This window comes from Paraburkholderia sp. BL17N1, from assembly GCF_003634175.1.
GTDB lineage: Bacteria > Pseudomonadota > Gammaproteobacteria > Burkholderiales > Burkholderiaceae > Paraburkholderia.
The window spans coordinates 1-23,314 of the sequence record NZ_RBIW01000002.1 but is presented as its reverse complement, the minus strand read 5'-3'; the positions used below and the strand labels follow the sequence as shown (position 1 = coordinate 23,314).

Genomic DNA, 23,314 nt, shown 5'->3' with positions numbered 1-23,314 from the left:
CCTGCGCGGTGATCTCTCCAGTTTCAAGGTTCTAAGGCGCGGTCTGTTTCACTGCACGTGACGCACTCGCCGCGCGCGCACCTGTCGCCCGAGGCGCGGCGGCTCGCCGCGCAGCTTGCGCTCCCGTCTTCGCATCGACCTTCGCGGCTGCCGCTTTGCGCACCACGCGCGATTTCTTCAGCAGACTCGTGATCGAATCGTCGATGCTTTCCGCCACCGCCGATTCGCGCGCCTTGCGGCCTTTCGCACCCGCCTGCCGTGCGAGCTTCGCCGCGCGTTTCTCCGCCTGCGCAAGCAGCGTGGCCAGCGCGACTTCGTCCGCTTTCAACCCGCGGCGCGATTCAGCGGGCGCGAGGCGCTGCAACTCGTCCGCTTCGAACGAACTAATCACGGCGGGGTGAATGTAGCAACGTCTGCAAACGGCCGGCGTATTGCGCAGCAACGCCGCCACGTCCTTCACGGTCGCGACGATATGACGGCGTGCTTCAGCCGCACTGCTGCACATCAGGCGGCGCAGCGCGGCCAGTGCATAAACGCTGCCGGCCCATGTGCGATAGTCCTTGGCCGTGAAGTCCGCACCGCTCGCGCGGCGCAGATAGTCGTTGATATCGGCGGAGCCGACGGTGTGGCGCGTGCCGTCCGCGTCGAGATACTGGAACAGGTCATGGCCCGGCAGGTCGGCGCAACGCCGCACGATGCGTTTGACGCGCGGGTTGTTCACCGTCACGTCGTGTTCGACGCCGCTTTTGCCGCGAAATCTGAAGCGCAACTGGCCGGCTTCGATCTTCACGTGCTTCTTGCGCAATGTCGTCAAACCATACGACTGGTTATCGCGCGCGTATTCGACACTGCCGATCCGGATCAGCGTCGTATCCAGCAACTGCACGATCGCGGCGATGACTTTGTCGCATGGCATGCCCGGCAGATTCAGGTCTCGCGCGACACGGGCGCGGATCTTCGGCAACGCGTGGCCGAACTCGGCCATGCGTTCGTATTTGTCCGCGTCGCGCGTTTCACGCCAGCGAGGGTGATAGCGATATTGCTTGCGGCCGCGCGCATCGCGCCCCGTCGCCTGGATATGGCCGCGCGGATCCGGACAGATCCACACGTTTTCGTATGCCGGCGGAATGGCGAGCGCGTTGATGCGTTTGATTTCGTCTTCGTCGTCGATGCGTTTGCCCGTCACGTCGAAGTACGCGAAGCCGTCCTTTTCACGCTGACGTGTGATGCCGGGCTTGGTGTCGTCGGCGTGGCGCAGGCCCGGCGGCAGGGCGGCGGGCGTGGGCTGTTTAGCGCTGTCGTCGTCCGCGCGTGCGGGGCGGCGTTGAATCGGGGTTGTTGTAGCAGCCATCGTCGCTGGTAGAAATTTCAAGCAGAAGGCGCGTGGCGCCGGTGACCGTGCTTGCAAGCAACGGCAATGCCCGGCGCTCGCGTCGGCACGGCGGGGCATGGTGCCTGGGTTGCTTCGGATCTGCTTCGCGAGCGGGCGGAACAGTCCTTGCGGAAGCTCGCTACGTGTATCGAACGAAGCGAATCAACCAAGGAGAGCGCCATGAGCAGCACCCTGAATCCCGATGAAGAGCCGCAACAGGTCGTCAAACAAACCGCCGGCACGACCGGCGCGCTCGGCCCGAGCGATTCGTCCGATAGCGGCAGCGATGTCGCCGGTGCGAAGCGTCATGAATTCGACGTGGATACCGAATTGGACAATCACGCGCTCGAAACCGGCGACACCGAACTCGGCAGCGATACGGATCGTGCCGGCACAGGTGAACGCGCCGCTGCCGACGGCGATTCCACCCTGGTACCGGATGCGGACATCGAGCCGGACCGTGTGATCGATCCGCTGGCGAATGACGATGACGGCCTCGACGATGACCCGCAAGGTTTGTGAACGGGCGTCGGGCGGCAGGCGTCACGCGGGCGCGTAAACCGGGCGCGCAATCCGAACGTATGGGCACGTACTTTGCTCACATTGAATTAATCGAAGGGCCGGCCACGCGGCATTGCCGGCCCGGCACTGAAACGAAGGAGATAAGGGATGGCTAGTGCGTTGAATGGTTACAAGGTGGCGGTACTCGCGGTGGACGGATTCGAGCAGGCGGAACTGATCGAGCCGCAACGCGCGCTCGTCGAGGCGGGCGCGACGGTGCATGTGATTTCAGCGAAGCCCGGCAAGATTCAGGGTTTCAAGCACGTGGATAAGGGCGACGCCGTCGAGGTGGATACAACCTTCGACAAGGCTAGCGCGGACGATTACGACGCGGTGGTGTTGCCAGGCGGCGTGGTCAACGGCGACGCCATCCGTCTGCTGCCGCAGGCGCAAGCCTTCGTCAAGGCAGCAGACAGCGCAAAGAAGCCGATCGCGGTGATCTGCCATGGCGGGTGGTTGCTGGTGTCGGCTGGAATCGTCAAGGGCCGCACGATGACGAGCTGGCCGAGCCTGCAGGACGACATCCGCAACGCCGGTGGCAGCTGGGTGGACCAGGAAGTCGCGGAGGACGGCAATCTGATCAGTAGCCGCAAGCCCGACGACCTCCCGGCCTTTAACAAAACGCTGATTGCGCAATTGTCGAAGCGCAAGGCGGCATGAATGTTGTGTCGAAGGTGACGAAGCGCGCGCGAAGGTGGAATGAAGCTGCGCTCCGTCTAATCGGTTCCGCTTCGGCGTATCCGGCGACCTGGGAGAAAATGCATGAAAATCCGGTATTCCCTACAAGCGATGACCGTCGCGCTAAGTTTGAGTGCGGCGTCCATCGGCGCGGTCTACGCGCAAGCTAGCGACGCTCCGGCGAGCGCTGCGCCGGTCAGCGGCACGAAGCTTTCGCCTGCGGATCAACAATTCGTGCAGGACGCGTCGCAGTCCGACGCCACTGAAATCGCGGCCAGCAAGGTCGCGCTGAAGAATTCCAGCGATCCGCACGTGAAGAAATTCGCGCAGCAGATGATTACGGATCACACGAAACTCTCGCACGGCATGGCGGCGCTCGTCTCGAAGAAGGGCTTCACCTCGACGCCGTCGGCGGATTCCGCGCTGGTCGGCAAACTCCAGACGCTCAAGGGCAAGGATTTCGATCAGGCCTACGTCGAGCAGGTTGGGGTGGAAGCACACCAGCGAGCGGTCGATCTCTTCCAGCAGGAAAGCACCAGCGGCACCGACGCGCAACTCAAGGCCGCGGCCGCGCACGCGCTGCCGGTCATCAAACATCATCTCGCGATGGCGCAGCAACTCGCCGGCGCAATGAAGGGTTCGCCATGAATGCGATCCGGCCGCGGCCGGCCTATGAGGATTCCCTTATGCAGATCACTTTTTCCGACGACAAGCCGGTCTTCGACGGAGCGAACCTGACCGTGCGCTTCATGGCGCGAGTGGACGGCGAACCGGTCGTATGTACGATTACCGCCGAGGCGCTCGAGGATCATTTCGGCGCCGATTCCGCCCTGGAAGCCACGCTGATGTCGGCTTTCGATAAAGGTCGTCAACGTATCCGTTCGGTTTGCGCCGAAGCACTCGACCAGAACGACGGTGAAGGCGTAGTGTTGCATAGCGGACTGTTCAGAGTGGAAGGCATGGAACCGGATCGCGGCACTACGGCGTAAGGCCGGCGCGTGCCGCCGCTCGCGCGCGCGATGCCGCGCGACGAAATGCGGCGGCATGGTCCGCAAACGCTATCAACGATGCAAGGAGGCCTTATGTCACTCATCGTCGCTGCACGCTTTACGACTTTTCCCGCCGCTGAAGACGCGGCGGCCAAGCTCTTCAACGCAGGTTTCGTCGAGGAAGATGTCACGCTGTTCTTCGTCAATCCGCGCGGTCAGCACGCGCGCTATCCCATCGGCGGCGACACCGGCACCGATGCCGGCGCGAAGGACGCGCCCAAAGGTGCGGGCATGGGCGTCACGATCGGCGCGGTAGCCGGCGCGGTGGTGGGCGTCGGGATCTTCGCGGCATTCTCCGCGCCGATCATCGTCTCGCTGATTGCCGCGGGCGTCGGTGCGTATGTCGGCTCACTGGTGGGCGCCATGTCCCGGACGCGCGATGCCGGGCACACAGGCCATCGTTCGGCATTCCATGAAGAGACGCGCGATTCCGGCGTGCTGGTCGCCGTGCATGTCTCGCCGGACAATCAGTTCGATGCCGCGCGGGTGCTGCGCGAAGCCGGCGGCATGGCGATCGAACGGGCGAGCGGACGCTGGCAGCAGGGGCGCTGGGCCGACTTCGATCCGTTGAAGAAGCCGGTGCCGCTTAGCGAGTTCAGCGAGAAGAGCGCTTAAGTCGCTGAATGCTTTCATCGCGGTAATTAGCAGAACGGCCCGATATCGATCGGGCCGTTCTTTTTTGCCTGTCCGGTCGCTATTCAAGCAGCACTCAAATCCCTGCTCAAACCCAGACTTGCGGCGCATTGCGCTGCGGTTGGGGTGCTCGATCGACCTGACGCTTGTCGCGCGTCGCCTCGCAAGCGGCCGACACCAAGCCGTCATGCGTCAAGCCACATGACGGCGACGTAGCCTGCGCTTGCGAAGCCGGCGCTTCCTGCGCCAGCACGTGTTCGCGAATCTGCATCACAGTTGCCGAGCTGATGATCGCGACGGCGGCGAGAAATTCTGCGCTCCTGATCTTCATGGTGATTCTCCCTGTCGTTGTTGCTTGCCCATTCTTTTCAATCCGTTGGCACGTCTTGCAGTGTGTTGCTGCGTTGCACGCGTGCTCGGGCGGAGCATACTAAGCAACCGTTGTGCCATCGAGCGGAGGCCCGCTGCGCGGGGCGTTGCCGCCGATTACGCCGCGTAGCGGCGGGCAGGATTTACGCGTGTTGGCAAGATTGGACGCGCGCGTCGACGCAGCGCGCAAACGTTCATTGCCGCATGTTCCGGGCACGCGCCGTGCGAACGCATCTATGAACTCCATCGCCGGAAGGAGAATGCCTCGCGATTCGGGCAACTCATCTCCGGCGGCGGATTCCGTGACTAACGAAACCCCTGGAGGTATTGAATGGCTACGAACGTTGTTTCCGTGCTTAACGATCTGGTCGAAACGTCGAAGGATGGCGAGAAGGGTTTTCGCAAGGCAGCCGAAGATGCGCACGACGCACAGCTGAAAACGCTGTTCCTGTCGCGCGCGGAAGACTGCGCGCGCGGCGCGCGCGAATTGCAGGACGCGGTTCAAGGACTGGGCGGTAAGCCCGAAACGGGCGGCAGCATGAGCGGAGCGTTGCATCGCGGCTGGGTCGACGTGAAATCGGCTGTGACGGATCGCAGCGACCACGAGATTCTCGCCGAGTGTGAGAAGGGCGAGGACGTCGCGAAGAAGCGTTATCACGATGCACTCGAAAAGGAATTGCCGGCGGATGTGCGGGCAATCGTCGAGCGGCAGTATCAGGGCGTGCTGCAGAATCATGATCGCGTGCGTGATCTGCGCGATCAATATGCGGCGGCGAAGCGTTAAGAAATAGGTGAGTGACCGGCGCCCGAAAAGGGCGCCGGTTGTTTCGGATCGAGCCGGATCGCATCGGATTGCGACGGGCAGAACTCCAAAGCGAGCCGCACGTAAAAAAAGCCATTCGCATTGCGGATGGCTTTTTTCGTTGCTGTGAGTCATGAGCACCGGACGGTGCTGACCGAGATCGACCCTGTCCGGCCAGACCCGCCGTTTTATTCGGCGGCGATCTTGAGATGGTTCTTCACGCTCGACACACCCTTCACTGCTTCCACGACTTCACCGGCCGCTGCCTTGTCGTCAGCCGAAGGCACCGTGCCCGTGAGCCACACTACGCCCTTGCGGGTCTTCACGTGGATATGCGTCGACTTGACGTTCTTCGCGGCCAGCAAATCCGCCTTGGCCTTGGTGGTGATGGCGCCGTCGTCGACATGCTCGCCGACGGTTTCCGATGCCGCCGACGGGGCGCTGCTTTGCGCCATGGCGTTCGTCGCGTTCAGTGCGAAAGCGACACAAGCGATGCTACCTGCGGTCTTCAGAAGTTGGATGGTCTTCATGGTTTCTCCTTCGGGTGTTGATCAAAATTGCGGTCTTGTTGCCTGCGGTCGATCGCGGTCGAAACCGCTGATGACACGCGTGGGATCGTTGCCGCTACGGTTCCGTCAGGGCCCGTTATCGACACCGGCCGACGGTCTGTGCATGCGTTTCGCTTCCGGGTTGCTTGCGCACCTGGCATGCACGGACCGGCGTCCGTCCACATAGTGCAAGGACGCAAGCGGTGTGCCCGGCGTGGCGTCAGAAGCCTGGGGATAGCGGGAAAGCCGTTACGGCACAAGTATTTAGGCTGACGAATACGATGCCGCAGTGCGTCGACGCCACGCGTGGCGGCTGTCGGCGGGAGGGACCGGAATTTGCCGGGACCTTGTAAAAAAGGCGCCCGGCGGCCTGCGCAATTGGCGGGCCTGAAAACACAAAGCGTAGAAAAAACAGTGCGTTGCGCGAGGTGGTACGACAGTTGCTCTAAACGGGCTACTCACCCATTTTCGCTATCAAAGGGACCTCACTACAATGCCTTCCATTGAACTACGCACAAGGCAGTCTCTCGCACTCACGCCGCGTCTTCAGCAATCGGTGCGTCTGTTGCAGTTGTCGTCTCTGGAGTTCCAGCAGGAGTTGCGCACCGCGCTCGACACCAATCCGTTCCTCGAGTACGACTCGTCGGAAACGGAAGACGTAGCGCTCGCAACCGCGACCTCCGGCGAAGACGGCGGCGCGCTGCCCGCCACCGACGCGGTCGCAACCGCCGAACCCGATGCGCTGCCGTCTGAATCCGGCGCCAACGACACGCTGGAAAGCGCGGGCCAGGATGACATGCCCGGCGACTTCTCCGGCGACTACAGCAGCCGCAGTTCCACGCGCCAGAACGGCGACTCGGACAGCAGCGACCCCGCCGAATGGGCGCGCTCGCAGCCGACCTTGCGTGAGCAGTTGCACGATTCGCTGCGCCTCTATCGCCTCGACGACCGCGACCGCGCGGTGGCTCGCTTCATCATCGAAGCGCTCGACGACGACGGCTATCTGCGTCAGGAACTCTCCGATCTCGCGGCCAGCGTCGATCTCGAACCGGAACTGACCGAAGAAGAATTGCTGGTGGCGCTGCGTCTTGTCCAGTCGCTCGATCGTCCGGGTCTGGGCGCGCGCTCGTTGTCCGAATGCCTGTCCCTGCAGGTGAATGCGTTGCCCGCCGACACGCCGGGGCGCGACGTGGCGCGGCAAGTCGTCGAACATCATCTTGAACGGCTCGCGCGTCGCGAGCAGGCTGAACTGCAGAAGCAGATCGGCTGCAGCGCGGAAGAGCTGCGCGTGGCCTGCGCGCTGGTGCGCAAGCTCGATCCGAAGCCGGGCAACAGCTACGGCCGCACCGAAGACAACTACGTGGTGCCGGACGTGATCGTGCGTCAGGTCCGCAACAAGTGGGTCGTAACGATCAATCCCGCGGTGCAGCCGCGCGCGCGCATCCATCGCATGTATGCGGAATTGTTCGCGCAGTCGGCCGGCGCCAGCCGTTCACCGCTCGCGCAGCAATTGCAGGAAGCACGCTGGCTGATCCGGAACGCGCAACAACGCTTCGATACGATTCAGCGCGTGGCGGAATGCATCGTCGCGCATCAAAAGGCCTTCTTCCAGTACGGCGAAATCGCGCTCAAGCCGATGGTGCTGCGCGATGTCGCCGACGAACTCGGCCTGCACGAATCCACCATCTCGCGCGCCACCGGCAACAAATATATGGCCACGCCGCGCGGTATTTTCGAGTTCAAGCATTTCTTCCCGCGCGAACTGGGCACGGAAAGCGGCGGCACCTGTTCAGCGGCTGCCGTGCGCGCACTGCTCAAGGAAATGATCGCTGCGGAAAACACGCACGATCCGCTGTCGGACGTCACGCTTGCCAAAATGCTCGCCGATCAGGGCGTGCTGGTGGCGCGCCGCACCGTGGCGAAATACCGGCATCTGATGAAGGTTCCGCCGGCGGAGTTGCGCCGCCAGATTTAAACGCGCCGCGCCCCGCGAATCAGGGGCAACGCCCGAGCGCCACGCGAGACTGTTTGTTCGCGTGGCGCTTTTTCGTATCTGGACGTTTCGCGCGCGCCCCTTTACATTGGCGGGTCCATGGGAAACGGGGTGCAGTGAATGAAGTACTCGAATCTGGTCGAACGCCTGCAAGGCCGGCGCACCTCAGCGTGGGAAATCCATCGTGTCGCGCAGCAGGCGGAGGCGAGAGGCGAAGACGTCATCGTCCTGAGCGTGGGCGACCCCGACTTCGCCACGCCCGCGCCGATCGTCGAGCGTGCCATCGAGGCCTTGCGCGGCGGCGATACGCACTACAGCGCCGTGTCTGGCCGCGAGCCGGTGCGCGCGGCGATCGCCGCGGAACACACGCGCATGACCGGCTGCGCCGCGAGCGCCGCCAATGTGATCCTGACCGCGGGGGCGCAGAACGGCGTGTTCGCCGCGTCGCTGTGTCTGCTGGAAGCGGGCGACGAAGTGATCGTCCCCGAACCCATGTATCTGACCTACGAGGCCTGCGTGCGCGCGGCCGGCGCCACGCTCGTGACAGTGCCTGTGGATCCGGCACGGGCGTTTCATGTCGACTGCGACGCGCTCGAAGCCGCCGTCACCTCACGCACCAAAGCCATCTTCTTCGCGACGCCGTGCAATCCGACCGGCGTGGTCATGCAACGCGCCGATCTCGAACGTATCGCACGGCTCGCGTGCCGGCACGATCTATGGGTTCTCTCCGACGAGGTCTACGCCGAGTTGACGTTCGAACGCGAGCACGTGAGCATCGCCGCGTTGCCCGGCATGGCGGAGCGCACCGTAACGCTCGGCAGCCTGTCGAAATCGCATGCCATGGCCGGTTGGCGCGTGGGCTGGGCGATCGGGCCCACGGAGCTGATCGAGCACATGGGGCGGCTCGCGCTTGCCATGCTCTACGGCTTGCCCGGCTTCATCCAGCAGGCCGCCTTGACGGCTCTGCAGCACAAGGCGCGGATCGCCGCCGAGATGCGCGAGATCTACCGGCGCCGGCGCGACGTGGTGTTCGAGCGTTTGCATCGCGTGCCGGGTTTGCGGTGCCTGTTGCCCGAGGCCGGCATGTTCATGATGGTCGACGTGAGCGGTACGGGCCTCGATACGGTCGACTTCACCTGGCAGCTGTTTCGCGCGCAAGGCGTGTCGCTGCTCGACGCGAGTGCGTTCGGCGAGACGGCGAATGGTTTCGTGCGGCTGGGTTTCGTCGTCGACGAAGCGCGTCTGATCGACGCGTGCGAACGCATCGCTGCATTCGTCGGCGCGTTGCCGGGTCGTTGAGTCTTTCGCCAACGTTTCGTTTGCTTTTCGATTGGCGTAACGCGGCGATGCGTCGTGGGCGGAATGCGTGTTCTCGCCAGTTTTCGATTGACGCCGTAAATGCTTGCGTCAAAAATCGAGCGCCGAGTTCGTCTTAAGCCTGCACCTTGCGGACATCGGCGCCAATCGACACTCGTCGGGAAACTCATGGGCCTTCGCTTTACCTTCTGGTTGCGCCAATCCTTGATGGCGGGATCCATGGCGGCCGCGCTCGTCGCGATGGCGCTCGTGCTTGCTGCACTCGCCATGTTCAGCACCCTGTGCGCGGCGGCTGAACCGGGCGACTCGCCGGAAGCCGCAGCGAGCGCCGATACCGAGGCATCGGAGCCGGACGCGCCCCGCTTCGTGAGCGGCCAGCCCAATCAGAGCGCGGAGCCGAACGGCCAACCGCAGCAGGACTCGCATGCGGCGCCGAAACGCGCGTCTCGGCAGCCACGCGCCGTCGCGTCGGCGCAGAACGAAGCGTCTGGCAGCACGGCGCAGCGCGACGCGAAAGCGGAACCGACGGGGATTCCCGTACCGCCGGAAACCTCGTCGGTCACGCAGCATTCCATTCGGCTCGATGGCCGCAAGATCGACTACACGGCCACCGCCGGCAACCTGCTGTTGCGCGACAAGAGGGGGCAGGCCAACGCGAGCGTTTTTTATCTTGCCTACACCGTCGCCAGCAAAACGCCGCAGACGCGGTCGGTCACGTTTCTATTCAACGGTGGTCCGGGCGCCGGCACTGTCTTTCTGATGATCGGCTCTTTCGGGCCGAAGCGGGTGCGTACCGCGAGTCCCGATATCACGCCGCCCGCACCGTATACGCTCGCGGACAATCCCGACAGCCTGCTCGATAGCACCGACCTCGTCTTCATCGACGCCGTCGGCGCGGGCTTGTCGCGCGTCGTCGGTCATGGCACGGGCAAAGACTTCTGGGGCGTCGACAAGGATGTCGACGCGTTCTCGCAATTCATCGACCGCTATCTGACGGTGAACCAGCGCTGGAATTCGCCGAAGTATCTGCTCGGCGAATCGTATGGGACCGCGCGCGCCGCGATGCTCGCGTATCAGTTGGGGCAGAACAATATCGCGCTTAATGGCGTGATCCTGATGTCGTCGGTGCTCGATTCGGCCGCGTTTTCGGCTGGCTCGGATTTCAAAAGCGAAAGCTATCTGCCGAGCTTCGCGGCGATCGCCTGGTATCACGGCAAGATCGTGCCGAAGCCGGCCAGTCTGCCGGCTTTCCTCGACGAAGCCCGCGCGTTCGCACGCGGGCCGTATGCGCAAGCCCTTGCACAAGGCGATGCGCTGCCCGACGCCGAGCGCGACGCGATCGCCGCGCGCGTCGCGCAATTCACCGGCCTCGATGTCGCCTATGTGAAGCGCAGCCGCCTGCGTCTCTATCCGTCGCGTTATCGCAGTGAATTGCTGCGCGATCAGGCGCGCAGTGTCGGCCGTTACGATGCGCGTTTTGAGGGCATCGACTTCGACAGCGTGTCGGATCGCCCCGACTACGACGCCTCGGTGAGCAGCGTGTCGAGTGCTTTCGACGCGGCGCTGCACCAGCATTTTGCTCAGGACCTGCACTTCACGCCGGCCGACCGCTACCGGGTCTTCAACGACGAAGCGTTGACGCAATGGGACTGGAAGCACCGCGAGTGGTGGGGCGAGCGTTTGCCCGTACCGTATGCGGCCGGCGATCTGGCTGAAGCGATGCGGCAGAATCCGCAGTTGCGCGTGATGTCGGTGAACGGCTATTTCGATCTGGCCACGCCGTTCTACGCGACAGAATACGCGCTCGCGCATCTGGGCGTGGACGGGCCGCTGCGCGCCAATGTGCGAATCGCCTACTATCCGACCGGTCACATGATCTATCTCGACGACGCGGCCTTGCACACGCTCCGGCGCGATCTGGCGGTTTTCTACGCGGCGGGTGCGCGCTAGCGGGTTCCCGACGACACGCAACGCCGGCGGGCTCGCGTGCCAACCGGATTCGGCGTGTTCCGTTGAACGGTATAATTCGTTGCAACGTTCAAGCGCGACTGCAACGTCGCAACGCATCGTGTTTGGACACTCTCCACGGGCTGAAAACCGCTCGCTCAACCGGCTTTACTCACCGCTGCCCATGCCATTTCTCCCGATCCAGTCCTTCACGCGCAAACGGCTGTCCGACGTGGTGTCCGACCAGATCAAGCAACTGATCTCGGACGGCACGCTGATGCCCGGCGACCGCTTGCCGGCTGAACGCGATCTGGCGACGCAGCTCGGCGTGTCGCGGCCGTCGTTGCGGGAAGCGCTGATTCGGCTTGAAGCGGACGGCTACATCGAGACATCGGGGCGGGGCGGTTTTACGGTCGTCGATGTCACGGCGCCGATCATCTCCAAGCCGCTCGCCGAGCTGCTGCTGCAGAATCCGCGCACCAGTGCCGATATTCTGGAGTTGCGCCAGGGGCTCGAAGCGATTTCGACGGTGTATGCCGCAGAGCGCGCCACCGCCGCCGACCTGAAAAAGATCAGCGTCGCGTTCGAGGCGTTGAAGGCCGGCTCGCAGTCTCAGGATCGCGTCAATCTCGCGGAACTGGACGCCGCGTTTCACCTCGCGATCGCCGACTCTACGCACAACATCGCGCTCGCGCATGTGATGCACGGCATCCATACGCTGATTCGCGAGGGCATGCGCCAGTACCATCGGCTGATCGATTACGACGACGCGATGGAAAAGCAGTTGATGAGCCAGCATCAGGCCATCTACGACGCCGTCATGGCACGCGACGCGCAAAAGGCGCGCAAGGCCGCCGAGCGTCATCTGACCTTCGTGCGCGAAATGTACAAGGAAGATGCGGCGAAGCCTTCGTCGAGTGTGGTTTCGTGATCGCGCGGGCGCGCCGACTGGCCGGCATCTGTCGGGTTTAGTCTTCGCCCTTCAATCGTCCCCGGAAGGGCCACGTGGTCAGCTCCGGCCAGTTGCTATCAGTGCAAAAAGAAAACCAGCATTGCCGTCACCGCGGCGACACGGAATTCGTTGGACGCGGCGTCATCAAAAATCAAGCACTTAGCAACAAATTCGGTCACGCGTGAGATGGCGCGCCGCCGAATAAACTGCACTCGCGGGATTTGCTACGCGAACCCGTTGGATTTGTCAGAGCGCGCGAGCGGCCCGCGTTGCGGCGGTTCGAAAGGCTGCGTGCAGCCACAACGGCCATCCAGTATTCTCCGACCCATGTCCGCTGACAGCGCGACAGCAACCGTTCCGCCACAAACAGAAGCGTGCGCTGCTGCTTGATACAGCGCCAGTTGCCATGGTAGACCAACAAAGTCTGGCGCGTCTTCGGAGTCGATCAGAAGCTGGGCGCGAGGCCGATCGATGCGCCCGTCACGTCCTTGCGAAAGCATATCGCGCAACGATGCGAAGCCGCGCAAAGAGCTTCGTCACTGCACCCGTGTCGATTTCGATACCGGCGCCCAGCGATGTCAACTGATTGAAACCGAGGATGTTCGCGTGACTCCCGAGATACGTTGAGTGAGATATTTCGAGGACGTAACGCAGTGGCCGGTGCAGCACCAGCAAACCGGTCGGCGCGCGCCAGCCTGCACACAGGTTCGTGGATAAGGTTAGTACCTGACTTCACAGCCCAGCCGATGGATATCTTTCGAATATCGTGTTGAACGCGTAGCGGGTGACGGACGCTCGCGCTCATCGGCGCCACGTGAGATAGATGCTTGAAACGACGATCACCGTGAGAAAGTAAGCGACGATCATCACCGAGGTTTTTATGCCAACAAATTCCCCGGCGACCACCACGGCAACCCCCACATGACGCGTCGCGCAAGCTATGGCAAGCGACGTTCGGTCATCCCGCGCCGGTCCCCCCAGCAATTCACCGATGGCCAGTGCGCAGATCATCAACGCCGCGAGCGCGAGTATGGCTGGCCAGCTCATATCGGATAGCAATTGCCTGTTGACGATCAGCAGCATGAATCCGGATATTGCCAGGACGAGGCCGGCGATTGCAATCAGGCGCTGCGAAAGTCGCTCCGACCACACGGGGAAAAGCGCGTGAAGCGCCATGCCTATCCCGAGCGGTAATAGAATGGCTTTGGCTACCGCTATCGACACGGTGCTTGGTGGCAGCGCCACCGCGACCTGGAAATAAGCGTCAAGGGCTGCTATCCAAAGAGGCACGGCGACGATAGCCACAAAAGAGGACGTCACCAGCAGGCTGAAGATGTACTCCTGGTTGCCCAACTTCCGGAGCTTTTTTGGCAACATTGGCGCGCCGGAAGAGACGGCGAGCACCAGCATGGCCGCTTTGACCCCGGGCTCGATCGGGAGCGCCAGCACAAGGCCGAAAGCAACCAGCGGGACCAGCAGATACATTGCGGCAAGCGAACGTACCATAAGCATGGGCCGCCGCCACAACCAGGTCACGTCTGCGGGCGACGCTCCCGCGCCTACGCCAACGATCGTGACGACGACCGAGACCTTCAGCAGGATCATCAGAATTTCAGTCACGGCATGAGCGCCTTCGGTTGATAGAAGCGGTAGTACGCGCGCTGAGAACTTTAGTTAGGCGCAACCGCGAGTGTAGTCACAGGGTTGCAATATCGACACGATCGGGCTGCCCAGGATGAAGACGGCGCCGCGTACTTCACTTTGCCTCAGAGGAGCCTGATGATAATGCTCAGAAAAGCGAAGCTCCCCGAACAGGCCATAAGCAGTGCAATAAAAAACGTGGGTCGCCAGACGCTAACGCGTTGAAAAGCGCGTAACCGGGCAATTGCTGACCAATACTCGATCGTGCCCAGCACCATCGAGACCGTGCCCATGCCAGTGAGGAAAAGCCCTACGCTTCGGGGGCTGTTCGGATGTGCCAGATGCACGCCGGCATCCGTAAAACCTTGCAACACCTTATAGATGGTGAATCCGAAGCTGATCATCGAAAGCGCGGTACGGATCCATGCCATTAACGTGCGGTCGGCGGCCATCAGCGTGCGCTTCGCCGCTAAGTCGGTTCTATCCTCGGCCAGTTCGTTCGTCGATCGTGCTTCCGGGTTAGTCACGCCATCTCCGAATGGATTGCGGGGCCGCGCGCAGGCCGCAAAGGCCGGGCGGCCCCGCAGGAGCCGAGCAATCATACGCGCCAACCTAATCTAGTTCACCTTACACGCGATTGCCAGACCCTCCGGTCTTTTAAGCGAAGTTTTAAACGAAGTCGCGAAATGCTCAGCGTCGTTTCCATCCCGTTCGCACGGCAGGACCGCCGCAGCATCGTATTCAGCCAGATCGCTCAATGCGTTTAAAACGGGAAATATCAAAATTGCGTTTGCTTTCCCTAACCATGCAGCCTTAAATAACCAACACGTCTGTGTTGCGAGTCGCGAATTGCGCGATATCGGGACCGACATCTCACCGCCACATGGACGGCATCGCCACGCGGATTAAGGTCTTGCTGGCACGCTGACTGTCACAAGGGACCATCGCAATGGAAGCCACGTTGCTTTCTCGCACCGCAGCATCCGTTCAAGATCAGCCATCAGTTACCGAAGCCTCGTTATCCGACGCGCCGCCACGCTTTCATTTACTGGCCAAGCCAAGCGGGTCCACCTGCAATATCGATTGCAAATACTGCTTCTTCCTGTCGAAGGAGGCGCTTTACCCAGACGAAAAGCATCGCATGTCGCGAGTGACGCTCGAGACGTATATCCGGCAACTGCTCGAGTCGCATCGCAGCCCCGAGGTGACGGTGGCGTGGCAAGGTGGCGAGCCGACGCTGATGAAGGTCGAGTTCTTCAGGCAGGCGGTTGAACTGGTCGAAAAGCACCGCAAACCCGGCCAGGTCGTGCAGCATACCTTCCAGACCAACGGCATTCTTCTTGACGATGAATGGTGCGAGTTTTTCAAGCAGAATAATTTTCTTGTCGGGCTCAGTGTCGATGGTCCACGTGCGATACACGATGCATATCGCGTCGATCGCCACGGCAACGGCACCTTCGACATGGTGATGCGCGGATGGAACGCGTTGCGCAAGCACGGGGTGGAGTTCAACATTCTGTGTACAGTCAACGCCGCCAATCAGCATCACGGCCGCGCGGTTTATCGTTTCTTTCGCGACGAACTCGGCGCGAAATGGGTGCAGTTCATTCCCATCATCGAACGCGCTACGGAACAGACCATTCAGTTGGCCAACCTCGGCTGGAGTGAACAGGGCGGCCGCAAACGTGTGCTGTACACGCAGACAGGCAATCTGGTCACCGAACGCTCCGTCGGCGCACAGCAGTATGGGCTCTTCCTGATGGATGTCTTCGAAGAATGGGTCCGGCACGATGTCGGCCGCGTCTTCGTTCAATTGTTCGATGTCACGCTGGAAGCCTTCTTCGGTCGCCATCTGCTGTGCATTCATGCGCCGACCTGCGGCTTTGGCCCAGCGCTGGAATATAACGGCGATCTCTACGTGTGCGATCACTTCGTCGAACCGGGATACCGGTTAGGCAATATTCACGAGACGCACATGGTGAAGCTCATGGCTTCGCCCGAACAGCGCAAGTTCGGCCTCGACAAACGTGACTCGCTAACCGCGCAATGCAGGACTTGCGAAGTCAGGCCCTTATGTAACGGTGGTTGCCCGAAAGATCGCTTCGCACTCTCGCGCGACGGCGAGGCGGGCCAAAACTACCTGTGTCAGGGACTCGAACTGTTTTTCACGCGATCGCGGCCCGCCATGGAGAAGATGGCAAAGCTATTTCGCGAGGGACACCCTGCGTCCGACATCATGGCAATCACCGCAAGCGAAGATAAGCGACGTGGGCCGTATGCGCCATGTACTTGCGGCAGCGGCCGCAAATTCAGATTTTGTCATGGCGACAAATCGCCTCGCGCCTCCTTCGAAACAGCAACGCCTGGGGCATAGCATTACAGCGCAAGGTGATGAGCGGCCCAGCAGGCAATGTTCGCTGCTTCCCTGCCAATGCGCGACATCGTGTTGACATTTTGCTGCTGCTGTTCAGTCATTAATGCAGCTTCTTCGCCCGATCTGAAGAAAAGCCGATCGGGTCCTATCGGAAAGGAGTGGAAGCAATCATGGCAACAAAGCAACCGAATATCCTGATACTTTGGGGCGACGATATCGGCTGGTGGAACATAAGTTTTAACAGCCGGGGGCAAATGGGTTATCGAACGCCGAATATTGACCGTATCGCCAACGAAGGCGTTGCCTTCACGGACTACTACGCACAGCAGAGTTGTACTGCCGGACGTGCCGCATTCATTACCGGGCAGAATCCGATTCGCACAGGGCTAACCAAGGTCGGCATGCCGGGCGCTGATCTTGGCTTGTCCGCAGAGGATCCGACCATTGCTGAAATGTTGAAGCCACTCGGTTATGTCACGGGGCAGTTCGGAAAGAACCACTTGGGCGACAAGGACGAGTTTCTCCCCACCATGCACGGCTTCGATGAGTTCTTTGGCAACCTTTATCACCTGAACGCCGAGGAGGAGCCTGAGGACCCGGACTACCCTAAAGATCCTGCGTTCAAGAAGCGCTTCGGGCCGCGTGGTGTACTGCATTGCTGGTCAGATGGCAAAGGTGGGCAGAAAATCGAAGATACGGGTGCGCTCACAAAGAAGCGCATGGAAACGATAGACGATGAGACGACTCAGCACGCGTCTGCTTTCATCGACCAGGCTCATAAAGATGGCAAGCCGTTTTTCCTCTGGTACAACACGACGGCGATGCATTTCCGAACCCACTGCGCGGAAAAACACAAAGGCAAAAGCGGCCAGGGCGACTACAACGACGTGATGGTTGCACACGACGAGAACATCGGCAAAATGCTCGCGAAGCTGGATGAACTCGGCATTGCCGACGATACCATTGTGATGTATTCAACAGATAACGGCCCGCATTTCAACAGTTGGCCCGACGCGGGGATCACGCCCTTCCGCTCTGAAAAGAACACGAACTGGGAAGGCGGCTGGCGCGTTCCTGCATTCGTGCGATGGCCGGGGAAAATTCCCGCCGGCTCAATACTGAACGGGATCGTGACGCATCAGGACTGGATGTCCACCTTCCTCGCCGCAGCGGGCGAACCCGATATCAAAACGAAACTGCTGAATGGTCATAAGGCAGGAGAAAAGACATTCAAGGTTCACATAGACGGTTTCAACATGCTGCCCTATCTGACCGGCGAAGTGAAAGAGAGCCCGCGTCAGTCGTTTTTCTATATTAGCGACGACGGTGACATCATGGCAATCCGTGTCGGTGACTGGAAAGCGGTTTTGCGAGAGCAGCGAGCGAAACAGTTGGCGTGCTGGTCTGAACCGTTTGTTCCGCTACGGATTCCCAAGATGTTCAATCTGAGGCGAGACCCATTCGAGCGCGCCGACGAGAACTCGAATACCTACTACGACTGGATGATTTCCCACGCGTATCTGATCTATGGGATGCAAGCCGTGGTGGCCGCTCAGCTAGAAAACTTCAAGAAATATCCGCCCCGACAAAAGGCGGCCTCCTTTAATCTCGATGCGGTGATGCGCCAGCTCGACGACGCGGGAGGCGGCGCAGGGCATTGATGTGTGCAAAGTCTGAATAATCGAGCGGCTCAGCAATGTGTAGATTGCTGAGCCGTTTTGCTCGGAGCTTCTAACCGGATTTCCACTGAGTTGCAATCCTTCTTGATCTCACCAGAGACTAATGGCGACGCGAAGGCCATGTCGTGAATGACTGTTCGGTTTCGTAACGACGACGCGCCTGCGCTGGCATGTGCAGTCGAACGGCTGGTTTATGCGACGAAGCGGACTCATGGGCCGGAGAGGTCGGAGGCCGCTCGGCAAGTGCCGGTCGCCTTCCGAAAACGATCACGCCACAGCGACCGGTTTTGCTAGCTGGCGCTGCCGATTCCGGATAGTCCAGGCAATTCCGTGCTTTCGACTCTAACTAACCGCGCGCTAGTCCAACGAATTCCGTTTCCCGACATCGCCGCGGCTGATGTGGCCCAGCGGCGCAGGATTGTCCGAAACGCATTCGGACACGAGGCGAAAAAACCATAACCCGTATATCGACCCGAACGGACCGCCTGGTCACAAGTCTCGATAACTGCGCGTAGCGTTTCCGATTCGCGCGACGCAAGCTGTCATCCGTCGCCATCGCGCCATTGACACGCTTTCTGGACTTCCTTATATTCTTGGTCAGACCAACCTTACCAGTCAGGCTGGCGCGGCGAAATCCTTGACGATCGTGCAACGCCGCCGCGGCGCCATGCTGGTTCACCAACGCCATTCCGCAGTAGAGTGGTGAATCGCCGGCTGCTGCTTTTCCTTTCAAAGAGCCTATGAAAGTCGCCCTGTTCATCCCGTGCTTCATCGACGCGTTCTATCCCGAAGTGGGGATCGCCACGCTCGAATTGCTCGAACGCTTCGGCATCGAGGTCGACTATCCGCAGGAGCAAACCTGCTGCGGCCAGCCGATGGCCAACAGCGGCGCGCATGCGGAGGCCGCCGGCGCCGAGCGTGTGTTCGCGCGCAACTTCGCCGGTTACGACTACATCGTCGGGCCGTCGGCGAGTTGCATCCATCACGTGCGCGAGCATCTAACCGCGCTCGAACAAACCGACGAAGTGAAGAAGGTCCGCGCGAACGCGTATGAACTCGTCGAGTTTCTGCACGACGTGATCGGTGCACGTGAATTTCCGTGGGCTGAGTTCCCGCATCGCGTCGGATTGCATAACAGTTGCAGCGCGTTGCGGCATCTGAAGGAGGCCTCGATTTCGGAAGTGGCGGGCACGCCGTTTTCGAAGCCGCGTACCTTGCTCGAAGGCGTGAAGGGCATCGAGTTCGTCAAGCCGGCGCGACCCGACGAATGCTGCGGTTTCGGCGGCACGTTCTCCGTCACCGAAGAGCCGGTGTCGGTGCGCATGGGGCAGGACAAGGTGCGCGATCATCTGAACGCGGGCGCCGAATATATCGTCTCGGGCGACATGTCGTGTCTCATGCATCAGCAAGGCTGCGCCGAACGCATGAAAGCCGATGCGCGCTTCATCCACATCGCGCAGGTCCTCAACGGAGCACGCGCATGAGCAACCGGATCGATCACGCGAAAGCGGCGGGCGCTTTCATCGGCAAGACAGAGCATGTTGCGTTTCACGACAAACGTCTATGGGATTTGCGCGAGAAGCGCGACGTGCAGGCGCACGGCATTGCCGAATGGGAGACCATGCGCGAACTGGCGTCGGGTATCAAGGAGCACACGCTGTCGAACCTGTCGCAGTATCTCGAACAGTTCGCGGCGGCCGCCGAGGCTAACGGCGTGACCGTCCATTGGGCCGCCACCGCCGAAGAGCACAACGCGCTCGTGCACCAGATCATGTCGGAGCGCGGCATGACCACGCTCGTCAAAAGCAAGTCAATGCTCACCGACGAATGCAAGATGCGCGAGTATCTCGAACCGCGCGGCATCACGGTGATGGAAACGGATCTGGGCGAACGCATCCAGCAACTCGATCATCAGGACCCGAGCCATATGGTGGTGCCGGCCGTGCACAAACTGCGCGCCGATGTCGCCGAACTGTTCGGCCGCACCATCGGCACCGATCCGAAGAACAGCGACATTCACTACCTGGCGGAAAGCCAGCGCATGAACACGCGGCCGTACTTCGTGCGCGAGAAAACCGCCGGCATGACCGGCTGCAATTTCGCGGTGGCGGAGACCGGCACGGTGGTGGTGTGTACGAACGAAGGCAATGCGGATCTGTCGGCGAATGTGCCGCCGTTGCATATCGCGTCGATTGGAATCGAGAAGCTGATTCCAAAAGTATCCGACCTCGGCGTGTTCATCCGCATGTTGTCGCGCAGCGCGCTCGGCTCGCCGATCACGCAGTACACCTCGCATTTCCGCGCGCCGCGTCCGGGCACGGAGATGCATTTCATCCTCGTCGATCACGGCCGCTCGGAGCGGCTCGCCATGGAGGACTTCTGGTATTCGCTCAAATGCATTCGCTGCGGCGCATGTATGAATACCTGTCCCGTGTACCGGCGCAGCGGCGGGCTGTCGTACGGCGGCACCTACTCGGGGCCGATCGGCGCGATCATCAATCCGACTTTCGATCTGAAGCGCTATAGCGCGTTGCCGTTCGCGTCGACGCTCAATGGCAGTTGCACCAACGTGTGTCCGGTGCAGATCAATATTCACGAGCAGATCTACAAATGGCGCACGGTGATTGCCGAACGCCATGAAGTGCCGTTCGTGAAGCAGGAAGTGCTGAAGATGGCGGGGCGTTTGCTGGCGAGCCCAACGTTATATCGCGCGACGGTGTCGTCGATGGGCAGCGCGCTGCGGCGGCTGCCGAATTTCGTGCTGTATAACCCGCTGAATATCTGGGGCAAGCAACGCGAGTTGCCGGAGGCGCCAAAGCTGACCTTCCACGCCTGGTACAAGAAGAATCGTGGAGGCGGCAATGGCAACGCGTGAGGCTTTTCTGGACAAGGTGCGGCAGGCACAGCCACCGGCGCGGCCACGGCCTGAAGTGCCGCTCTTCGACGCAGCGGGCGGCGATCTGCGCGCGCGCTTCACGGCGGCCTTGCAGGCAATGGGCGGCACCTGCGTCGAAGCCACTTCTGCTGCCGAGGTGAGCGGGCTGATTCGCGAGCGCTTCGGCGATGAGGCGTCGGTGGCTTCGGCGAGCGCGGAAGTGTCGGGCACGCGCCCGCTCACCGCCGACACGGAACCCGCTTCGCTACAGGATATCGACGTGGGCGTGGTGCGGGCGCGCTTCGGCGTCGCCGAAACCGGCTCGGTGTGGTTCAGCGAGCGCGAGTATGTGGTCAACGCGCTGGGCTACATCGTGCAGCATCTGGTCGTGCTGCTCGACCCGGCGCAACTGATCGACGGCTTGCAGGACGTGTACCGGCGCGATGATTTCCGTGACGCCCGTTACGCGGCGCTCGTTACCGGACCTTCGGCGACGGCGGATATCGAGGGCGTGCTGATTCGCGGCGCGCAAGGCGTGCGTTCGTTGACGGTGGTGTGGCTGGCGGCGCAATGAAAATGCGGTAGCGGCGGCACGATCGAATGGCACAATGCGGCATCCCGTTCGATAAGCCTGTCACTCTGCTGACATGGAACTCCGGCATCTCCGATACTTCGTCGCCGTTGTGGAGCAACTGAGGGTAAAGCGGTGCGCGGACGGATTCGCATGGCGGTACGTTCAAGCCGCGCCATGATGTCGCCACAAGGCCGTGTGGCCGGGCCGGCCACGGAGTTTGCTATCATCACTGTATAAACATACAGGTTTCATGAAAGTGCCGTGGCGACACCCGTCTCTCCCTACGCCCTCTACTATCTGCTGAATTTCGAGCGCGCCCTGGCGTGGCTCGCGCAGCGTTACGACGATCTGTTCGACGCGCACGAGCAAGCGTTTCTGCGCGAGTTCGCCGCGTTGCCGCAGCCTTCGCGCGCGCTGCTGGTTCGCATGCTCATGCGCAAAGGCACGCTGTTCCGCGCGAGCCGCCTGTCTTACGACGAGATCGGCTGCCCGTTGCAGGCAGCGGCGCCAATTGCGGCGCTCGGCTGGGTCGACACCGAACCGGGACTCACGCTCGACGAATTGTTCGCGCTCACCACGCGTGCCGAGTTGATGGAGATTTTCTCAGACGCCATCGCGATGATTCCGGGCGCAAGGAGCCTGCGCAAGCCCGACTTGCTGGAAACACTCCGCCCGTTTTATGCAAGCGAAAACGACGAGGGAGGCGCCACTGCGCTTGCGCTTTCGGCATGGCACGGTCGAACTGAAGACCGCGTTTTTCACGTGGCGATCGCGCCGCTTTGCGAACGCTTGCGGTTGATGTTCTTCGGCAATTTGCAGCAGGAGTGGTCGGAGTTCGTGCTCGCCGATCTCGGCGTGTTCCAGTACGAGAAAGTGGGGTTCGCGCCGTCGTCGCGCGCGTTCCAGCAGCGCGCGGATGTCGACGTCTATCTCGCGTTGCACGCGTGTCGTGAAGCGCTCGAATGGTTACCCGGTGGCGAGGCGGAAGCGGCGGCAATCGAAGAGATCGTCGCCACTGTCGCCTCCATTGAAACGGCCAACGCCTGGCTTGAAACGCGTCGCGCGAAATTGTTGTTCCGCATCGGCTACCTGTGCGAGCGTCGGCAGAACTGGGCGGCGGCGCTCGCCGTTTATGAGCGTTGCGCGTGGCCCGGCGCGCGTCATCGGCGCATGCGCGTGCTCGAACGCAGCGAGCGTTTCGACGATGCTTTCGCACTGGCCTCGCAAGCCGCCGCCGCGCCGGAGAGCGAAGAAGAGGCGCAACGCGTCGCGCGCATGCTGCCGCGTTTGCAGCGCAAGCGCGGCGAACCGGTCGCGCGTGTGCCTGCCGCTCGCCCGGTCGAGCGCACGACGCTGGTGCTGCCGCGACCCGAGGCGCCAATGCCGGTCGAATACGTCGCCCGCGATCATTTGACATGCGAGACCGCGCCGGTGCACTACGTCGAGAACGCGCTGATCAATTCGCTGTTTGGGCTGTTGTGTTGGGAGCCGGTTTTTGCGGCGTTGCCCGGCGCGTTTTTTCATCCGTTCCAGCGCGGTCCGGCCGATCTGCACGCGCCGGATTTTCATGCGCGTCGCGCGGAGCTGTTCGCCGAGTGTCTCGACCAACTCGATAGCGGTGCCTATCGCGAGACGATTGTGCGGCATCTGCATGGCAAGGCGGGGCTGCAATCGCCGTTCGTGTTCTGGGGGCTGCTTACGCCGGAACTCGTTGCATTGGCGCTCGACTGTCTGCCGGCCGCGCATCTGAAGCTGTGGTTCGAACGCTTGCTGCGCGACGTGCGCGGCAATCGGTCCGGTTTGCCGGACCTGATCCGCTTCTGGCCGGCCGAACGCCGCTATGAGTTGATCGAAGTGAAGGGCCCGGGCGACCGCTTGCAGGACAACCAGATTCGCTGGCTCGCGTATTGCGCGCAGCACGGCATGCCGGTGCGCGTGCTCGATGTGCGC

At 61.7% G+C, this 23,314-nt stretch carries 21 protein-coding genes; 16 read left to right on the top strand and 5 right to left on the bottom strand.

Going from position 1 to position 23,314, the window contains the following annotated elements; genetic code table 11:
* Positions 1-31: 31 nt before the first annotated feature.
* Positions 32-1,351, bottom strand: coding sequence for a DNA topoisomerase IB (locus tag B0G82_RS20000; RefSeq protein ID WP_121308782.1), 1,320 nt, complete (start codon positions 1,349-1,351; stop codon positions 32-34).
* Positions 1,352-1,552: 201 nt separating this feature from the next.
* On the opposite strand from B0G82_RS20000, the gene B0G82_RS40125 reads away from it, so the two are divergent.
* From B0G82_RS40125 to B0G82_RS19980, 5 genes are all read left to right on the top strand, one after another.
* Positions 1,553-1,894 (top strand): hypothetical protein, encoded by a 342-nt coding sequence (locus B0G82_RS40125; protein WP_012427309.1) that lies wholly within the window; start codon positions 1,553-1,555, stop codon positions 1,892-1,894.
* Between the two features lie 147 nt (positions 1,895-2,041).
* Positions 2,042-2,593, top strand: coding sequence for a type 1 glutamine amidotransferase domain-containing protein (locus tag B0G82_RS19995; RefSeq protein ID WP_121308781.1), 552 nt, complete (start codon positions 2,042-2,044; stop codon positions 2,591-2,593).
* Between the two features lie 102 nt (positions 2,594-2,695).
* On the top strand, positions 2,696-3,259 hold the full coding sequence (locus tag B0G82_RS19990) for a DUF4142 domain-containing protein (RefSeq protein WP_121308780.1): 564 nt from the start codon (positions 2,696-2,698) through the stop codon (positions 3,257-3,259).
* Positions 3,256-3,600: a DUF1488 domain-containing protein gene (locus B0G82_RS19985; RefSeq protein WP_106278318.1), complete on the top strand. Its 345-nt coding sequence runs from the start codon at positions 3,256-3,258 to the stop codon at positions 3,598-3,600. The genes B0G82_RS19990 and B0G82_RS19985 overlap by 4 nt, the downstream gene beginning before the upstream one ends.
* 93 nt (positions 3,601-3,693) lie before the next feature.
* Positions 3,694-4,275 carry a hypothetical protein gene (locus tag B0G82_RS19980; RefSeq protein WP_121310731.1) on the top strand — a complete coding sequence of 194 codons (582 nt, stop codon included), beginning with the start codon at positions 3,694-3,696 and terminating at the stop codon, positions 4,273-4,275.
* Positions 4,276-4,381: 106 nt separating this feature from the next.
* Here B0G82_RS19980 and B0G82_RS19975 read toward each other — a convergent pair whose 3' ends face one another.
* Positions 4,382-4,624 carry a hypothetical protein gene (locus B0G82_RS19975; protein WP_116145185.1) on the bottom strand — a complete coding sequence of 81 codons (243 nt, stop codon included), beginning with the start codon at positions 4,622-4,624 and terminating at the stop codon, positions 4,382-4,384.
* A 369-nt stretch (positions 4,625-4,993) separates the two neighbouring features.
* Between B0G82_RS19975 and B0G82_RS19965 the strand changes: the two genes are divergently transcribed.
* A complete protein-coding gene (locus B0G82_RS19965) occupies positions 4,994-5,446 on the top strand; it encodes a PA2169 family four-helix-bundle protein (RefSeq protein ID WP_106278314.1) in 453 nt (150 codons plus the stop codon).
* A gap of 206 nt (positions 5,447-5,652) precedes the next feature.
* Here the strand turns inward: B0G82_RS19965 and B0G82_RS19960 are convergent, their stop codons facing one another.
* Entirely contained in the window at positions 5,653-5,994 is a 342-nt protein-coding gene (locus B0G82_RS19960) for a BON domain-containing protein (RefSeq protein WP_116145181.1), read from the bottom strand.
* Positions 5,995-6,505: 511 nt separating this feature from the next.
* Here B0G82_RS19960 and B0G82_RS19955 point away from each other — a divergent pair.
* The 4 genes from B0G82_RS19955 (at position 6,506) to B0G82_RS19940 (ending at position 12,200) form a co-directional block, all read left to right on the top strand.
* Positions 6,506-7,987 (top strand): RNA polymerase factor sigma-54, encoded by a 1,482-nt coding sequence (locus B0G82_RS19955; RefSeq protein WP_116121838.1) that lies wholly within the window; start codon positions 6,506-6,508, stop codon positions 7,985-7,987.
* A gap of 138 nt (positions 7,988-8,125) precedes the next feature.
* Complete coding sequence (locus tag B0G82_RS19950) at positions 8,126-9,304, top strand: aminotransferase class I/II-fold pyridoxal phosphate-dependent enzyme (RefSeq protein WP_121308779.1); 1,179 nt, start codon at positions 8,126-8,128, stop codon at positions 9,302-9,304.
* Positions 9,305-9,490: 186 nt separating this feature from the next.
* Positions 9,491-11,272 (top strand): peptidase S10, encoded by a 1,782-nt coding sequence (locus tag B0G82_RS19945; RefSeq protein ID WP_121308778.1) that lies wholly within the window; start codon positions 9,491-9,493, stop codon positions 11,270-11,272.
* Positions 11,273-11,453: 181 nt separating this feature from the next.
* Positions 11,454-12,200, top strand: a complete 747-nt coding sequence (locus tag B0G82_RS19940) for a FadR/GntR family transcriptional regulator (RefSeq protein ID WP_116145175.1) — start codon at positions 11,454-11,456, stop codon at positions 12,198-12,200.
* 822 nt (positions 12,201-13,022) lie between these two features.
* Here the strand turns inward: B0G82_RS19940 and B0G82_RS19930 are convergent.
* Positions 13,023-13,841 carry a hypothetical protein gene (locus B0G82_RS19930; protein WP_147308705.1) on the bottom strand — a complete coding sequence of 273 codons (819 nt, stop codon included), beginning with the start codon at positions 13,839-13,841 and terminating at the stop codon, positions 13,023-13,025.
* 146 nt (positions 13,842-13,987) lie between these two features.
* Positions 13,988-14,389 (bottom strand): DUF202 domain-containing protein, encoded by a 402-nt coding sequence (locus tag B0G82_RS19925; protein WP_199730143.1) that lies wholly within the window; start codon positions 14,387-14,389, stop codon positions 13,988-13,990.
* Between the two features lie 434 nt (positions 14,390-14,823).
* Here B0G82_RS19925 and B0G82_RS19920 point away from each other — a divergent pair, with 434 nt between their 5' ends.
* From B0G82_RS19920 to B0G82_RS19895, 6 genes are all read left to right on the top strand, one after another.
* A complete protein-coding gene (locus tag B0G82_RS19920) occupies positions 14,824-16,236 on the top strand; it encodes an anaerobic sulfatase maturase (protein ID WP_241974982.1) in 1,413 nt (470 codons plus the stop codon).
* Positions 16,237-16,406: 170 nt separating this feature from the next.
* Complete coding sequence (locus tag B0G82_RS19915) at positions 16,407-17,897, top strand: arylsulfatase (RefSeq protein WP_116145167.1); 1,491 nt, start codon at positions 16,407-16,409, stop codon at positions 17,895-17,897.
* Between the two features lie 758 nt (positions 17,898-18,655).
* Complete coding sequence (locus tag B0G82_RS19910; protein ID WP_121308775.1) at positions 18,656-19,399, top strand: (Fe-S)-binding protein; 744 nt, start codon at positions 18,656-18,658, stop codon at positions 19,397-19,399.
* Positions 19,396-20,790: a lactate utilization protein B gene (locus tag B0G82_RS19905; RefSeq protein WP_121308774.1), complete on the top strand. Its 1,395-nt coding sequence runs from the start codon at positions 19,396-19,398 to the stop codon at positions 20,788-20,790. Before B0G82_RS19910 ends, B0G82_RS19905 begins: the two co-directional genes overlap by 4 nt.
* Entirely contained in the window at positions 20,777-21,364 is a 588-nt protein-coding gene (locus B0G82_RS19900) for an LUD domain-containing protein (protein WP_121308773.1), read from the top strand. Before B0G82_RS19905 ends, B0G82_RS19900 begins: the two co-directional genes overlap by 14 nt.
* A gap of 261 nt (positions 21,365-21,625) precedes the next feature.
* The coding region (locus B0G82_RS19895) for a VRR-NUC domain-containing protein (RefSeq protein ID WP_147439536.1) at positions 21,626-23,314 on the top strand (1,689 nt) is incomplete at its 3' end.

Coding starts and splice junctions, on each gene's coding strand:
- B0G82_RS19995 (WP_121308781.1), top strand. CDS start 2,042: ATGGCTAGTGCGTTGAATGGTTACAAGGTGGCGGTACTCGCGGTGGAC.
- B0G82_RS19940 (WP_116145175.1), top strand. CDS start 11,454: ATGCCATTTCTCCCGATCCAGTCCTTCACGCGCAAACGGCTGTCCGAC.
- B0G82_RS19965 (WP_106278314.1), top strand. CDS start 4,994: ATGGCTACGAACGTTGTTTCCGTGCTTAACGATCTGGTCGAAACGTCG.
- B0G82_RS40125 (WP_012427309.1), top strand. CDS start 1,553: ATGAGCAGCACCCTGAATCCCGATGAAGAGCCGCAACAGGTCGTCAAA.
- B0G82_RS19910 (WP_121308775.1), top strand. CDS start 18,656: ATGAAAGTCGCCCTGTTCATCCCGTGCTTCATCGACGCGTTCTATCCC.
- B0G82_RS19980 (WP_121310731.1), top strand. CDS start 3,694: ATGTCACTCATCGTCGCTGCACGCTTTACGACTTTTCCCGCCGCTGAA.
- B0G82_RS19960 (WP_116145181.1), bottom strand. CDS start 5,994: ATGAAGACCATCCAACTTCTGAAGACCGCAGGTAGCATCGCTTGTGTC.
- B0G82_RS19990 (WP_121308780.1), top strand. CDS start 2,696: ATGAAAATCCGGTATTCCCTACAAGCGATGACCGTCGCGCTAAGTTTG.
- B0G82_RS19945 (WP_121308778.1), top strand. CDS start 9,491: ATGGGCCTTCGCTTTACCTTCTGGTTGCGCCAATCCTTGATGGCGGGA.
- B0G82_RS19950 (WP_121308779.1), top strand. CDS start 8,126: ATGAAGTACTCGAATCTGGTCGAACGCCTGCAAGGCCGGCGCACCTCA.
- B0G82_RS19985 (WP_106278318.1), top strand. CDS start 3,256: ATGAATGCGATCCGGCCGCGGCCGGCCTATGAGGATTCCCTTATGCAG.
- B0G82_RS19915 (WP_116145167.1), top strand. CDS start 16,407: ATGGCAACAAAGCAACCGAATATCCTGATACTTTGGGGCGACGATATC.
- B0G82_RS20000 (WP_121308782.1), bottom strand. CDS start 1,351: ATGGCTGCTACAACAACCCCGATTCAACGCCGCCCCGCACGCGCGGAC.
- B0G82_RS19905 (WP_121308774.1), top strand. CDS start 19,396: ATGAGCAACCGGATCGATCACGCGAAAGCGGCGGGCGCTTTCATCGGC.
- B0G82_RS19975 (WP_116145185.1), bottom strand. CDS start 4,624: ATGAAGATCAGGAGCGCAGAATTTCTCGCCGCCGTCGCGATCATCAGC.
- B0G82_RS19900 (WP_121308773.1), top strand. CDS start 20,777: ATGGCAACGCGTGAGGCTTTTCTGGACAAGGTGCGGCAGGCACAGCCA.
- B0G82_RS19955 (WP_116121838.1), top strand. CDS start 6,506: ATGCCTTCCATTGAACTACGCACAAGGCAGTCTCTCGCACTCACGCCG.